At 75.7% G+C, this 12,174-nt stretch carries 15 protein-coding genes; 11 read left to right on the plus strand and 4 right to left on the minus strand.

Features of this window, described 5'->3' with window-relative positions:
• Positions 1 to 20: 20 nt before the first annotated feature.
• Both ACFVS0_RS10595 and ACFVS0_RS10600 read right to left on the minus strand, forming a co-directional pair.
• The gene (locus ACFVS0_RS10595) at positions 21 to 806 is read right to left on the minus strand and encodes a polyphosphate polymerase domain-containing protein (RefSeq protein ID WP_430587923.1); all 786 of its coding nucleotides are present in this window, start codon (positions 804 to 806) and stop codon (positions 21 to 23) included.
• A complete protein-coding gene (locus tag ACFVS0_RS10600; RefSeq protein ID WP_430564370.1) occupies positions 803 to 1,417 on the minus strand; it encodes a DUF4956 domain-containing protein in 615 nt (204 codons plus the stop codon). The genes ACFVS0_RS10595 and ACFVS0_RS10600 overlap by 4 nt, the downstream gene beginning before the upstream one ends.
• 186 nt (positions 1,418 to 1,603) lie before the next feature.
• Here ACFVS0_RS10600 and ACFVS0_RS10605 point away from each other — a divergent pair, with 186 nt between their 5' ends.
• From ACFVS0_RS10605 to ACFVS0_RS10630, 6 genes are all read left to right on the plus strand, one after another.
• Positions 1,604 to 2,116: a hypothetical protein gene (locus ACFVS0_RS10605; protein WP_430564371.1), complete on the plus strand. Its 513-nt coding sequence runs from the start codon at positions 1,604 to 1,606 to the stop codon at positions 2,114 to 2,116.
• Positions 2,113 to 3,342 (plus strand): NRAMP family divalent metal transporter, encoded by a 1,230-nt coding sequence (locus ACFVS0_RS10610; protein WP_430587924.1) that lies wholly within the window; start codon positions 2,113 to 2,115, stop codon positions 3,340 to 3,342. The genes ACFVS0_RS10605 and ACFVS0_RS10610 overlap by 4 nt, the downstream gene beginning before the upstream one ends.
• Positions 3,339 to 3,728, plus strand: a complete 390-nt coding sequence (locus ACFVS0_RS10615; protein WP_430564373.1) for a hypothetical protein — start codon at positions 3,339 to 3,341, stop codon at positions 3,726 to 3,728. Before ACFVS0_RS10610 ends, ACFVS0_RS10615 begins: the two co-directional genes overlap by 4 nt.
• Positions 3,725 to 4,159, plus strand: a complete 435-nt coding sequence (locus ACFVS0_RS10620) for a hypothetical protein (RefSeq protein ID WP_430587925.1) — start codon at positions 3,725 to 3,727, stop codon at positions 4,157 to 4,159. The genes ACFVS0_RS10615 and ACFVS0_RS10620 overlap by 4 nt, the downstream gene beginning before the upstream one ends.
• On the plus strand, positions 4,156 to 5,259 hold the full coding sequence (locus ACFVS0_RS10625; protein WP_430564374.1) for a hypothetical protein: 1,104 nt from the start codon (positions 4,156 to 4,158) through the stop codon (positions 5,257 to 5,259). The genes ACFVS0_RS10620 and ACFVS0_RS10625 overlap by 4 nt, the downstream gene beginning before the upstream one ends.
• Positions 5,260 to 5,322: 63 nt before the next feature.
• Entirely contained in the window at positions 5,323 to 6,912 is a 1,590-nt protein-coding gene (locus tag ACFVS0_RS10630; RefSeq protein ID WP_430587926.1) for an NAD-dependent epimerase/dehydratase family protein, read from the plus strand.
• Positions 6,913 to 6,915: 3 nt separating this feature from the next.
• Here the strand turns inward: ACFVS0_RS10630 and ACFVS0_RS10635 are convergent, their stop codons facing one another.
• Entirely contained in the window at positions 6,916 to 8,118 is a 1,203-nt protein-coding gene (locus ACFVS0_RS10635) for an alcohol dehydrogenase catalytic domain-containing protein (protein ID WP_430587927.1), read from the minus strand.
• A 242-nt stretch (positions 8,119 to 8,360) separates the two neighbouring features.
• On the opposite strand from ACFVS0_RS10635, the gene ACFVS0_RS10640 reads away from it, so the two are divergent.
• Complete coding sequence (locus ACFVS0_RS10640) at positions 8,361 to 9,023, plus strand: PAS and ANTAR domain-containing protein (protein WP_430564377.1); 663 nt, start codon at positions 8,361 to 8,363, stop codon at positions 9,021 to 9,023.
• A gap of 6 nt (positions 9,024 to 9,029) precedes the next feature.
• On the opposite strand, the gene ACFVS0_RS10645 is transcribed toward ACFVS0_RS10640, so the two are convergent.
• Positions 9,030 to 9,599, minus strand: coding sequence for a DUF2231 domain-containing protein (locus tag ACFVS0_RS10645; protein ID WP_430587928.1), 570 nt, complete (start codon positions 9,597 to 9,599; stop codon positions 9,030 to 9,032).
• A 148-nt stretch (positions 9,600 to 9,747) separates the two neighbouring features.
• Between ACFVS0_RS10645 and ACFVS0_RS10650 the strand changes: the two genes are divergently transcribed.
• From ACFVS0_RS10650 to ACFVS0_RS10665, 4 genes are all read left to right on the plus strand, one after another.
• Positions 9,748 to 9,927, plus strand: coding sequence for a hypothetical protein (locus tag ACFVS0_RS10650; protein WP_430564379.1), 180 nt, complete (start codon positions 9,748 to 9,750; stop codon positions 9,925 to 9,927).
• A 91-nt stretch (positions 9,928 to 10,018) separates the two neighbouring features.
• Entirely contained in the window at positions 10,019 to 10,729 is a 711-nt protein-coding gene (locus ACFVS0_RS10655; RefSeq protein WP_430551388.1) for a PAS and ANTAR domain-containing protein, read from the plus strand.
• A gap of 48 nt (positions 10,730 to 10,777) precedes the next feature.
• On the plus strand, positions 10,778 to 11,641 hold the full coding sequence (locus ACFVS0_RS10660; RefSeq protein WP_430587929.1) for an SDR family oxidoreductase: 864 nt from the start codon (positions 10,778 to 10,780) through the stop codon (positions 11,639 to 11,641).
• 27 nt (positions 11,642 to 11,668) lie between these two features.
• On the plus strand, positions 11,669 to 12,115 hold the full coding sequence (locus ACFVS0_RS10665) for a DUF6098 family protein (RefSeq protein WP_430564381.1): 447 nt from the start codon (positions 11,669 to 11,671) through the stop codon (positions 12,113 to 12,115).
• Positions 12,116 to 12,174: the final 59 nt, after the last annotated feature.

A 12,174-nucleotide genomic window follows, 5' to 3' on the forward strand; every position in this document is an offset into this window, starting at 1 on the left:
GGTGGGGATCGGTGGTGAGGTCAGGCGGCGCCGAGCCGCTCGCGCCGCAGGCGGCGCCAGGGGTGGTCGGGCAGGTCGGGTCGCAGGGTGGCGAGCCCGGTCGCGTACTTGGAGATGCGGTCGGGGCGGTGGCCGGCGCGCCACAGGGCGCGGTCGGCGGACGACGGCGCGGTGCCGGCCTTGGTCTCGACGACGACGAGGTCGCCGACGTCGGCGGTGCTGCGGTCGGTGGCCTCCGGGCCCGCGAGCCGCCACCGCAGGCCGGTGTCGAGGGTCACGCGGGCGTCGGGCAGCAGCACGGTGGTGCGCCGGTACGCGGAGCGCAGCACGGGGGCGAGGTGCGCCGACGGGGGCGCGTCGAGGTGGGCGGCGGCGAGCCGGTCGTCGACGAAGTCGAGGCCCTCGCCGGCCAGCGGCGTCGCGAGCTGCCACGGCCGCCGCTCCTTCACCGTGACGCCGCGGGCGGCGCGCGTCTTCACCTCGAGGAACGTGGCGTTCCCCGTGTCGACGTAGGTGCGGGTGCGGACCTTGAACCGCCGGCGACGGCGGCGCGCGGCCAGCCGGAACGTCAGCAGGTCGGCCGTGTCGTAGTAGGTCGACGCGTACGTGAACGACCGGTCGCCGGCGATCTCCAGCACGCGCGGGCCGTGCGCGGCGAGCGTGGCGAGCATGGCGGCGACCTCGGCGGGGGTGAGCACGTACTTGCGGTCGACACGGGTCTGGAGGGCGGCGGTGGCGTCGAGCTCCGCGAGGGAGACGGGCGCGGCGCCCTCCAGGCCCCGGGCGACGACGGCCGCGGCGCTCACCGGGTCACCGCCAGCGTGTCGGGGGCGGCGACGGGCGCGACGGCCGGGCGGGCGGGCCGGTCGCCGTCGCGCGGCAGGTCGTACCGGACCTCGACGCGCGTCGTGTCGTCCGCGAGGTCGAGCTCCTGCACGGAGACGGACCGCACGCGGGCGCCGAGCAGCGCCTCGAGGTGGGCGGTGAGCTCGGCGCGGTCGACGACGGCGCGGTCGAGCACGATCGTCTGCGAGCCGTGCCGTGCCAGGAGGCGCGGGTGGTCCGCGACGGCCATGACGACGAGGATCAGCGCCGAGCCGGCGACGCCGAGCCAGCCGGCCGACGTGCCCAGCCCGCCCAGGAGCCCCAGCGCGAGGGCGGCGAAGTAGTACGCCACCTCGCGCTGGGAGAGCTCGTCGGACCGCAGCCGGATGATCGACAGCACGCCGAACAGCCCGAGGCCGAGGCCGGCGGCGACCGAGGCCGACGCCAGCACGGCCGACACCGCCAGCACGCCGACGTTGACGCCGAGGTACGCGACCACGAGGTCGCGGCGGCGGTGCCGGGGGAAGTAGAGCGCGAACGTCAGGATCGACACGGCGACGAGGTCGACGGCGTACAGGGCTGCGGGAGGCATGCGGGCTCCGGGGGGACGGGGACCGGTCGTGGTCCGTGGGTGGGAAGGACACCCAGTCGACACCCCCCGTTCAGGTGGGCGCTGAGGGCGTCCTGGGAATCGGCTGCGAGCGGTGGGCGGTCGCTGGGAGCACCGCCGAGCAGCCCTGGACATGCGTGCAGACGCGCGCCGTGCGGATGATCGGACGTGACGCGGCAGACAGGACGACGGCGGCCCGCGGCCGCCGGACCGGCGGTCGTCGTGGTGCTCACGATCGTGCTGGGCACGACGGGGTGCGTCGCCGGCCGGCAGGAGCCCGGCCAGGCGACGGCGGCCGTGGCGGACGCGCTCGCGGAGGCCGGGTCCGCGGGCGAGACGGCGCGGATCGCCGTCGGCCTGCTCGACGAGGGCCGGGTCACCGGGCCCGTCGCCGACACGGTGCTGCTCGACCAGCTGCGGGTGCTCGACGACGCGGAGTCGGCGCTGACGACCCTCGTGCCGCCCGACGCGGCGTCGTCCGCGCGGCGCACGACCGGGCTGGACGCCGTCGGCGACGTCACGGACGCCGTCGTGGCGGCGCGCAGCTGGGTGGCGGCGCGCTCCGGGGGCGACCTCGCCGCCGACGAGGGCGTGCCGGCGTCGGCCGACGACCTGCTGTCCGGGCTCGCGACCGCCCTCGACGCCACCGACGCCGCCCTGGCCGAGGCGGGCGGGCCATGAAGAAGCTGCTCGCCGCCGCGCTCGGCATCCTCACCGCCATCGGCGGGTTCGTCGACATCGGGGACCTGGTGACCAACGCCGTCGTCGGCTCCCGGTTCGGCATGTCGCTCGCGTGGGTCGTGGTGCTCGGCGTGGTCGGCATCGTCCTGTTCGCGAGCATGGCCGGGCGGGTCGCGGCGGTGAGCGGCCGCGCGACGTTCGAGATCGTCCGCGAACGGCTCGGCCCGCGCGCCGCGGGGGGGAACCTGCTCGCGTCGTTCGCGATCAACCTCCTCACGCTCACCGCGGAGGTCGGGGGCATCGCGCTCGCGCTGCACCTGGCGAGCAGCGTGGAGCCGCGCCTGTGGATCCCGGTCGCGGCGCTCGCGGTGTGGCTCGTGCTGTGGCGCGTGAAGTTCCAGGTCATGGAGAACGTCGCAGGCCTCATGGGGCTGCTGCTCGTGGGGTTCGCCGTCGCGCTGTTCCAGCTCGGCCCGGACTGGGGCGAGCTGCTGCGCCAGGCCGTGCCGCCGTCGCCGCCGGGCACCGAGCACCCCGCGTCGTACTGGTACTACGCGGTCGCGCTGTTCGGCGCGGCGATGACGCCGTACGAGGTGTTCTTCTTCTCCTCCGGCGCCGTCGAGGAGCGGTGGACCGCCAAGGACCTCGGCACCAACCGGGTCAACGTGCTGCTCGGCTTCCCCCTGGGCGGCCTGCTGTCGCTCTCCATCGCCGCGTGCGCCGCCGTCGTGCTGCTGCCGGCGGGGATCGAGGTGTCGTCGCTGTCGCAGATCGTGCTCCCGGTCGCGCAGGCGGGCGGCGTGCTGCTGCTCGCGGTCGTCATCCTGGGGATCGTCGCCGCGACGTTCGGCGCCGCCCTGGAGACGGCCCTGTCCAGCGGCTACACGCTCGCGCAGTACCTCGGCTGGTCGTGGGGGAAGTTCCGCCGGCCGGCGCGGGCGGCGCGCTTCCACCTCACGATGATCGTGGCGCTGCTGCTCGCCGTCGGGATCCTCATGACCAGCGTCGACCCGGTGGCGGTGACGGAGATGTCGGTGGTGTTCTCCGCCGTCGCGCTGCCGCTGACGTACGTGCCGATCCTCGTGGTCGCGAACGACCCGGAGTACATGGGGGAGCACGTCAACGGGCGGGTGGTCAACGCCCTGGGCACGGTGTACCTGGTGGTCGTGGTGGTCGCCGCCGTCGCGGCGATCCCCCTGATGATCGCGACGGGAGCGGGGTCATGACCGAGCCGAGGGGAGAGGTGCGCCTCGTCGACGCCCGCCTGCACCTGCTGAGCCGGCAGGTGCTCGACTCGGACGGCGAGCCCGTCGGCGTGGTCGACGACCTGGCCCTCGCGGGCCCCGGCGGGGGCGATGTCGAGGCGGGCCGCGAGGTGCACGTCGACGCGATCCTCATCGGCCCCGTGCTGGCGACGCGGCTCTTCGGCGGCCGCGTGCCCGACAGCCGGCTGCCGCGCATCGCCTGGGACGACGTCGGGCACGTCGGGACGGCGATCGAGCTCACCGTCCCGTCGGACCGCCTCGACGCCGTGTGGGTGGAGCGCTGGGTGCGCGACCGCCTGATCGGGCGCATCCCCGGCGGCCGGCACGACCCGGAGGCCGGGGCATGAACGTCGGCGACCTCCTCGACGCGCGCGTGCTGGGGCCCGACGGCGCGCCCGTCGGCGTCGTCGTCGACGTCCGCCTGGCGCTCGAGGTCGTGGACGAGCCCGAGGACGGACCGGGCGCGGGGGAGGACCGTGAGGAGGCGGGGCACGACGCCCCGCTGAGCGCGCAGGCGCGTCGCGACGCCGTCGGCGGCGCGCGCCTGGTCGGGCTGCTGGTCGGGCCGCGAGGCGCCGGGTCGTTCCACGGGTACGAGCGCACCGACGTCCGTTCGCCGTGGCCGATCCCGCAGCTCGTGCGCCGCCGCCACCGCGGCACCTTCCTCGTGCGGTGGGAGGACGTGGCGGCCATCGAGGCCGACCCGGTGGCCGACGACGCGACCCCGCGCCTGCGCCTCGCGCCGGGCTACGCCGAGCTGCCGGCGGGGCTGGGATGACCCGATGGTGGGGCCGGGGAGCCGCGGGCCTGCACCAGGTCTGGGTGCGGCATCCTCGCTGGTCGCTCGCGTTCCGGGGCGCGGTGGCCGCGGCGCTCGCCTGGCTGGTCGGGGTGGTCGCGCCGGCGCCGTTCTCCGACTACCCGTACTACGCCCCGCTGGGCGCCGTGATCGCCACGACGAGCACCCTCGCCCGGTCGGTGCGCGAGTCGGTGCAGACCGTGGGGGCCCTGCTGCTCGGCGCCGCCATCGCGCTCGCCGTCGACAGCGTGCTCGTGCCCGGCGTGCTGTCGGTGGCGCTGGTGGTGGGCCTCGCGCTGCTCTGCGCGGGCTGGCGGGTGCTCGGCGCGCAGGGGACGTGGGTCGCGAACTCGGCGATCTTCGTCCTCGTCCTCGGCCAGGGGGAGAGCGCGGAGTACGTCGGTGCGTTCGCCGGCCTGGTGGTGGTGGGGGCGGCGATCGGGACCGGGGTCAACCTCCTGCTGCCGCCGCTGCTGCTCGCGCCGTCGGCCATCGCGCTGGGGGCGCTGCGCGACGCCCTCGTGGAGCAGCTGGACGACCTGGCAGCCCGGCTGGACGACGAGGGGACGCTCGACCCGGACGAGTGGGAACGACGGCGACGTGCCCTGTTCCCGACGATCGAGGGCGCGCGGGCGGCGGTCGCCCGGTCGGGGGAGGCGTCCCGTGGCAACCCTCGCGCCCGGCGGCACGGCGAGCGCGCCCGGTCGCAGGCCCGGCAGGCGGAGGTGCTCGGGACGGCGGCCGAGGTGGTCGACGAGGTCGTGCGGCTCCTGGTCGACTGGGAGCGCACCGGGCGCGACGAGGTCGCGCTGGGCCCGCGGCTGCGCCCGGAGCTCGCGTCGGCGCTGCGCTCGTTCGCCGACGCCCTGCGCGAACCGGAGGACGACGGCGGCCCCGACGACGCCGTGGACGCACCTCCGGTCACCTCTGCCGACGATCCTGGTGCGGCGTTCGCCCGGTCGCTCGACCGTCTCCGCGACGTCGTGCGCGACGCCCGCGAGCGCTCCGGCGGCGACCATCTCGTGGCCGGTGCGCTCGTCGTCGTGCTGCGCCGCGCCGCCGACGTGCTCACCGCCTGAGCGCTCACCTGCCACGACGCCACGCGACTGCGGGCAGGGGCCGCCGGTGTCACGGTGTGGGTCATGCGGGTCGTCGTGGTGGGGCAGACGGGGAACGTCGGGACGGCGGTGCTGCGCGCGCTGGCGGACGAGCCGGAGGTGACGTCGCTGCTGGGCGTGGCGCGGCGGCTGCCGGACCGGACGGCCGAGCCGTACCGGCGCGCGGAGTGGGCGACCGTGGACCTGGCGGGCGGCGACGAGGAGGTCGTCGTCGAGCGGCTCACGGGCCTGTTCCGCGGCGCCGACGCCGTGGTGCACCTCGCGTGGCTGATCCAGCCGAACCGGGACCGCGACCTGCTGCGCACCGTCAACGTCGAGGGGACGCGGCGGGTGGCGCGTGCCGTGGTCGAGGCCGGGGTGCCGCACCTCGTCGTGGCGTCCTCCGTCGGCGCGTACGCGCCGGTCGACGACGACGTGCCGCGCACCGAGGACTGGCCCGCCGACGGCATCGCGACCTCCCACTACAGCGTCGACAAGGCCGCCCAGGAGGACGTGCTGGACGACCTGGAGCGCGCGCACCCGGAGGTCACCGTCGCGCGGCTGCGTACCGCACTCGTCTTCCAGGGCGACGCGGGCGCCGAGGTGACGCGGCTGTTCGTGGGCCGGCTGCTGCCCGTCGGGCTGCTGCGGCTCGGTCGCCCGCCGCTGCTTCCGTTGCCCGCCGGGCTGCGGCTCCAGGCCGTGCACGCCGACGACGCCGCGGACGCGTACCGGCGCGTGCTGCTGCGCCGTGCGGGCGGCGCGTTCAACGTGGCCGCCGACGACGTGCTGCGCGGCGACGACCTCGCCCGGCTGGTGGACCATGGCCGCCTGGTGCAGGTGCCGCCCCCGGTGGTGCGCGCGGCGGTGTCGCTCGGCCACGCGGCGCGCGTCGTCGTCGCCGACCCGGGCTGGGTGGACATGGCCATGGGCGCCCCGGTGATGGACACGACGCGGGCGGTCACGGAGCTCGGCTGGCGGTCGCGGACGTCGGCGGCCGACGCGCTCCGGGAGGTCGTGGCGGGCATGGCCGAGGGGCGGGGGCTGGGTTCCGCACCGCTGCGGCCGGCGGCCACCCGGCCCGCCGGCGCGTCCACGCTGCCCCTGCGCGGAGCGCGCCCGGCGGTGCCCCCGCAGGTGGACCGGGAGCTGCTCGGCCTCTACCTGTCCGACCACCTCACCGGCGCCACGGCAGGCCTCGGGCGGATCGAGCGCATGGTGGGCGACTACGCCGACCTGCCCCTGCACGCCGAGCTGGTGGAGGTGGCCGAGCAGATCCGCGGCGAGCGCGAGCTGTACGTGCGGCTCCTGCAGGAGCTCGGCCTGCCGCGTCGGCGTCACCGCCAGCTGCTGGCGGGCGTGGCCGAGCGCGTCGGGCGGCTCAAGCTCAACGGCCGGGTGGTGGAGCGGTCGCCGATGTCGGTGGTGCTGGAGGCCGAGCTCATGCGGTCGGCCGTCGTGGGCAAGCTGGGCGGCTGGCAGACCCTGGAGGAGCACGCCGCCGAGCTCGGCCTCGACCCCGCCCAGTTCCGCGGGCTCGCCGAGCGCGCGCAGCGCCAGCTCGCCACCCTCGACCGCCTGCACGAGTACGCGCGTCGGCGGGCGTTCCGCGCCGACGACGCGCCGACGGGCTGATCCCTACGACGCGGCGTCGGCCCAGGGGTCCAGCACGACCTTGATGCAGCCGTCCTCCTTGCGCTGGAAGGCGCGGTACGCCTCCGGCGCGTCCTCCAGCGGGAGGCGGTGCGTGCGCAGGTCGAGCACCCCGAGCGGGTCGGCCAGGTCGGCGGCGAGGGGGAGCAGGTCGTCGGTCCACCGCCGCACGTTCGCCTGGCCCGTGCGGATCGTGAGCTGCTTATCGAAGATCTGCATCAGGGGCAGCGGGTCCTTCGCGCCGCCGTAGACGCCTGAGAGCGACACCGTCCCGCCACGCCGCACGAGGGCGCACGCGGCGAGGAGCGCCGCGAGCCGGTCGGCACCGCCCTTCTCCGTCAGCGGCGCGGCGAGCACGTCGGGCAGCAGGCCCACGAGCTTCTGCGTCGTCTCGGCCAGGGGCGAGCCGTGCGCCTCCATCCCGACGGCGTCGATCACGGAGTCCGGCCCGCGGCCGTCGGTGAGGTCGCCCACCGCCGTGCGGACCCCGCGCTCTCCCGGGTCGAACGGGATGACGCCGTGCCGCTGCGCCATGAGGCGCCGCGCGGGTACCGGGTCCACGCCGACCACGGTGCTCGCCCCGCGGTGCAGGGCGACGCGGGCGGCCATCTGGCCGACGGGCCCCAGCCCCAGGACGACGACGCTGCCGCCGTCGGGCACGTGCGCGTACTCCACCGCCTGCCACGCGGTGGGCAGGACGTCCGAGAGGTAGAGCCAGCGCTCGTCGGGCGTGCCGTCGTCGGGCACGACGACCGGGCCGTACTGCGCCTGAGGCACCCGCAGGTACTGGGCCTGCCCGCCCGGGACCTGGCCGTACAGCCGCGTGTACCCGAAGAGGGCGGCGCCCTTGCCCTGGTCGCGCACCTGCGTCGTCTCGCACTGGCTCTGCAGGCCGCGCTCGCACATCCAGCAGCGCCCGCAGGCGATGCCGAACGGCACCACCACGCGGTCGCCGACGGCGAGGTGCCCGACGTCGCTCCCGACCTCCTCGACGACGCCCATCGCCTCGTGGCCCAGCACGTCGCCGGCGTCGAGGAACATCCCGAGCACGCCGTACAGGTGCAGGTCGGACCCGCAGATCGCGGTGGACGTCACGCGGACCACCGCGTCGGTCGGTTCCTGGATCCGAGGATCCGGGACGTCCTCCACCCTCACGTGCTCCTTGCCCTGCCAGGTCAGTGCGCGCACCGTTCGCCCCTTCCACCCTCGACGGCGGGGAACCGGATGCCGCGCTGCTGGACACCCGGCCCGCGGCAGCCGCGGTGGGTCGCCGCACCGTCGATCGTGGAGTCCATCGGACATGGTCGCCACCGGGGCGCACCCCGTCCCCAGCACCCGCCGCTGTCGTCCCGTGCCGAAGCGGGCTACGGTCGAGGGGAGTCATGAGGCGGCTCATCTCTAGCGGCGCGAGCCACGACGGGAGGATCCACATGACCGACACCACGTCATGGGACATCGAGGGCACGCTTGCCCTCGGCACCAGCCATCCGGTGGGTCGGTACCGGCACGACCTGTCCACCGGCCTGTGGTGGTGGTCCGACGAGACCTACCGCATCCACGGTTTCGAGCCGGGTGAGGTGGTCCCCACCACCGAGCTGATCCTGGCGCACAAGCACCCCGACGACCGGGACCGCGTCAGCCAGGTGCTCCGTCATGCCTGCACGACCGGCGAGCCGTTCAGCAGCGTGCACCGCATCATGGACGCGCACGGCGACGAGCGGACCCTGGCGGTCGTTGGCGAGGGGCGCACCGACCTCACGGGCGCCGTCTGCGAGCTGGTCGGCTACTTCACCGACGTCACGCCCGCGGTCGCGCGCATCGCCGACGTCCGGGCGACGGCGAGCATCCGCGCGTCCGCCGCGCACCGGGCGACGATCGAGCAGGCCAAGGGCGTCGTCATGTGCGCGCTCCGCACCGACCTCGAGGGCGCCTTCGAGTGGCTCCGGGAGGCCTCGAACCACTCCAACCTGCCGCTGCGCGACATCGCGGCGCAGATCGTGGGGCTCGCCGCCGACGGCAACGGGGACATGCGCCAGGTCGCGGAGGCGATGGCCGACCTGCTGACGAACCGTTCCGAGCGCCGCACGCGGTAGCCGCGCTCACCGGGCCCCGGGGACGTGCCGGGGCTCCCGCATCGCCTGCGCGACGTGGCCCCCGAGGTACCCGCCCGCGCCGATGGCGCCCATGCCGGCGAGGCTGAGCAGCGTGCCCAGCCCGGTCTTGCCGGCACGCCGGGCGCGCCACGAGGCGAGCGCCAGCAGCGTGCCGACCCCGTTGCAGGTGGCGTGCACGACGGCCACCCGGCGGGCGGGCACGCTCAGCGCGCGGTAGTCGGCGAGGCCGGTCAGGGCCGTCGGCGGGGCCGCGAGCAGCCCCAGGCCGACCAGGCGACGGGCGGCGTCGGCGTGCCTTTGAGGGCGGGTGAGGTCGAGCGCGACCGCGCTCGTCCACAGCCCGATCGGCAGGTCGGTGAGCACGCTGTGCACGGGGTGGCCGACGGAACGGCCGCGGAGCTCGTCGCGCACGCGGCCGGGCGAGGGCACGACCGCGCGGGAGATCCGGTCGTACAGGCCCGCCAACGGGTCGAGGCGCTCCGCGCGCTCGAGCTCGGCGGCGAGGCGCGGCAACGTCCGGTCGGTGGGCGGGGGTGCGGGCTGGTGGGCGGGCATCGTGCCTCCTCCTGGAGTCGACGCCACTCCTCGACGCCACCCCTCGACCGTAGGACGGGTGCCCGGTGCTCGCCGTCGAGCGCCCGGGTGCGGGGAGACCGGACCCACCCCAGGCTGGGACGACGTGCCGAGACCGAGGAGGACACGCATGAGCGAGCACCCCACCGAGCGGAACCGCGCGGACGAGGACGACCCGAGCCGCCAGGCCGAGCGCGAGCGGGCGGCGCACGACGGCGACGGCAAGGCCGCCGACGTCGGGGCGGTGCCCGGCGAGAAGCCCAAGGACGACCCCGACGAGGAGGGCGAGGACCGTTTCGACGCCGGATGAGGCGGGCCCGGTGGACGTCCTCGGACGCCGGCGTTAGCGTGAAGGTCCGGCGTCAGGAAGCGGCACCGACCCTCCCACTTCGGAGGTCACGATGACGACGACAACTCCCGCCGGCACCGACCACCTCGTCTCGGCGCTCGCGGTCGGCACCCACCTGCTCACGGGCTCCTACCGGGCCGAGGCAGGGACGGGACGCTGGTGGTGGTCCGACGAGGTCGACGCGATGCTCGGCCACCAGCCCGGAGCGCTCGAGCCCGGTCCGGAGACCCTCGAGGCCAAGCTGCACCCGGACGATCGCGATCGCGTGGTGCACGACGCCGCCCGCGCGCTCGGCTCCGGCGGACCGGTCGTGACGGCCCGGCGCGTCGTCGACGCCCACGGCCGCACGCGGACCCTGCTGGTCACGGCGCAGGCCCGCCGCGTCCGCGGCGACGGGCCGCCCGAGGTCGCGGGCTACGTCGTCGACGTCACGCCGGTGCAGCGCGAGGCGGTGCAGCGCGACGTGCGCCGCGCCCTCGACAGCGCCTTCGTCTCCGCCGCCGCCATCGAGCGCGCCAAGGGCGTGCTGATGGCCGTGCACGGCGTGGACGAGGACACGGCGGAGAACCTGCTCACCGAGGCGGCGGGCGCCACCGGCGCCACGCTGCGCGAGGCCGCCACGCAGCTGATGGCGCACCTGGCCGCCGGCGAGGGCTTCGGCCGCGGTGCGAAGCAGGCCGTCCGGGAGGCCCTCGAGGCCGTGCGGCCCGCCAAGCGGCCGCACGTGCACGAGGCGCAGCTCGCGCGCCGCCGGGCCGCGTGACGCCGGACCGCACGCACGACCCACGACCCACGACCCGAGGAGGACAGCATGGCCGACGACCAGCAGTCGTTCCCCGCCCAGCAGCAGGAACCACCGGGGCTCACCAGCGCGATGACCCCGACCCCGGACCACGGGGAGCAGAGCTATCGAGGCTCCGGCCGGCTCGACGGGCTGCGCGCCCTCGTGACCGGCGGCGACTCCGGCATCGGCCGGGCCGTGGCGATCGCGTTCGCGCGCGAGGGCGCCGACGTCGCGATCGGGTACCTGCCGGAGGAAGAGGAGGACGCCCAGGAGACGGCGCGCTGGGTACGCGAGGCGGGCCGGAAGGTCGCGCTGCTGCCCGGTGACCTCACCGACGAGCCGACGGCGCGCGGCCTGCCCGACCGGGCGGCGGCGGAGCTCGGCGGCCTCGACGTCCTCGTGAACAACGCCGGGTTCCAGATGGCGCGGCGCGACTCCGTGGAGGACATCACCACCGACGAGATCGACCGGGTGCTGAAGACCAACCTGTACGCGCTGCTGTGGGTCACGCAGTCGGCGCTGAAGCACCTGGGCGAGGGGTCGAGCATCATCAACAACTCGTCCATCCAGGCGTACGAGCCGTCGTCGTCGCTGCTCGACTACGCGTCGACCAAGGCGGCCATCAACAACATCACGGTGAACCTGGCGAGCGAGCTCGGGGCGCGCGGCATCCGCGTGAACGCCGTCGCCCCCGGCCCGATCTGGACGCCGCTGCAGCCTGCCACGCAGCCGGAGGAGAAGCTGCAGAAGTTCGGCCAGGACACGCCCCTCGGTCGCGCCGGGCAGCCGGCGGAGGTCGCGCCGGCGTTCGTGTTCCTCGCCTCCCCGCGCGACGCGAGCTACGTCTCGGCGACCGTCGTCGGCGTCACGGGCGGCAAGCCGGTGTTCTGAGCGGAGCTCCGACGGTGAGGTGACGGCGTGGCGCTGCACGTGCCGGACGGCCCGGTCACGCTCGACGACGTCCCCCGGCTGCGGTCGCTGGGGGACGTCGTCGAGCTGCTGCCCGTCGCGACCCCGCTGTACGTGCGGTTCAGCGCCGGCCCGGTGGCCGACGCCGCCGCCGAGAGCCGTGACCACGAGAGCGGTTGCCTCCTTCCGGGCCTCAGCGTGAACCCGCTGGACCCGGAGCCGTGGTGGGACCGCCCCGTGGAGCACTGGGTGGCGCGGCAGCTGTGCCAGTACGCGCACCTCATGACGCCGCAGCGGTTCCCCTGGGCGCTCACCGGCGAGCTCGCCGGGCGAGGGCCGGACTGCGAGCCCTTGCTGGTCGCCGCGGTCCCCGTCGCGTCGATCGACCGCGCCGTCGTGGACGAGGCGGCCGCGCTCTACGCTCGCGTCTTCGACCCCGGCAACGACGGCACCTGAACCGGCCGGACCCCGTCTGACCTGCGGCCGAACCGTGCAGGGCCTGGCCACACCGTGCT

The sequence above is a fragment of the Isoptericola sp. NPDC058082 genome, assembly GCF_042885055.1.
Classification (GTDB): domain Bacteria; phylum Actinomycetota; class Actinomycetes; order Actinomycetales; family Cellulomonadaceae; genus Isoptericola.

Excerpts from the sequence above, each read along its gene's own strand:
- ACFVS0_RS10655 (WP_430551388.1), top strand. The coding sequence starts at position 10,019 with ATGACGACGACAACTCCCGCCGGCACCGACCACCTCGTCTCGGCGCTC.
- ACFVS0_RS10660 (WP_430587929.1), top strand. The coding sequence starts at position 10,778 with ATGGCCGACGACCAGCAGTCGTTCCCCGCCCAGCAGCAGGAACCACCG.
- ACFVS0_RS10610 (WP_430587924.1), top strand. The coding sequence starts at position 2,113 with ATGAAGAAGCTGCTCGCCGCCGCGCTCGGCATCCTCACCGCCATCGGC.
- ACFVS0_RS10650 (WP_430564379.1), top strand. The coding sequence starts at position 9,748 with ATGAGCGAGCACCCCACCGAGCGGAACCGCGCGGACGAGGACGACCCG.
- ACFVS0_RS10630 (WP_430587926.1), top strand. The coding sequence starts at position 5,323 with ATGCGGGTCGTCGTGGTGGGGCAGACGGGGAACGTCGGGACGGCGGTG.
- ACFVS0_RS10615 (WP_430564373.1), top strand. The coding sequence starts at position 3,339 with ATGACCGAGCCGAGGGGAGAGGTGCGCCTCGTCGACGCCCGCCTGCAC.
- ACFVS0_RS10645 (WP_430587928.1), bottom strand. The coding sequence starts at position 9,599 with ATGCCCGCCCACCAGCCCGCACCCCCGCCCACCGACCGGACGTTGCCG.
- ACFVS0_RS10640 (WP_430564377.1), top strand. The coding sequence starts at position 8,361 with ATGACCGACACCACGTCATGGGACATCGAGGGCACGCTTGCCCTCGGC.
- ACFVS0_RS10620 (WP_430587925.1), top strand. The coding sequence starts at position 3,725 with ATGAACGTCGGCGACCTCCTCGACGCGCGCGTGCTGGGGCCCGACGGC.
- ACFVS0_RS10600 (WP_430564370.1), bottom strand. The coding sequence starts at position 1,417 with ATGCCTCCCGCAGCCCTGTACGCCGTCGACCTCGTCGCCGTGTCGATC.
- ACFVS0_RS10625 (WP_430564374.1), top strand. The coding sequence starts at position 4,156 with ATGACCCGATGGTGGGGCCGGGGAGCCGCGGGCCTGCACCAGGTCTGG.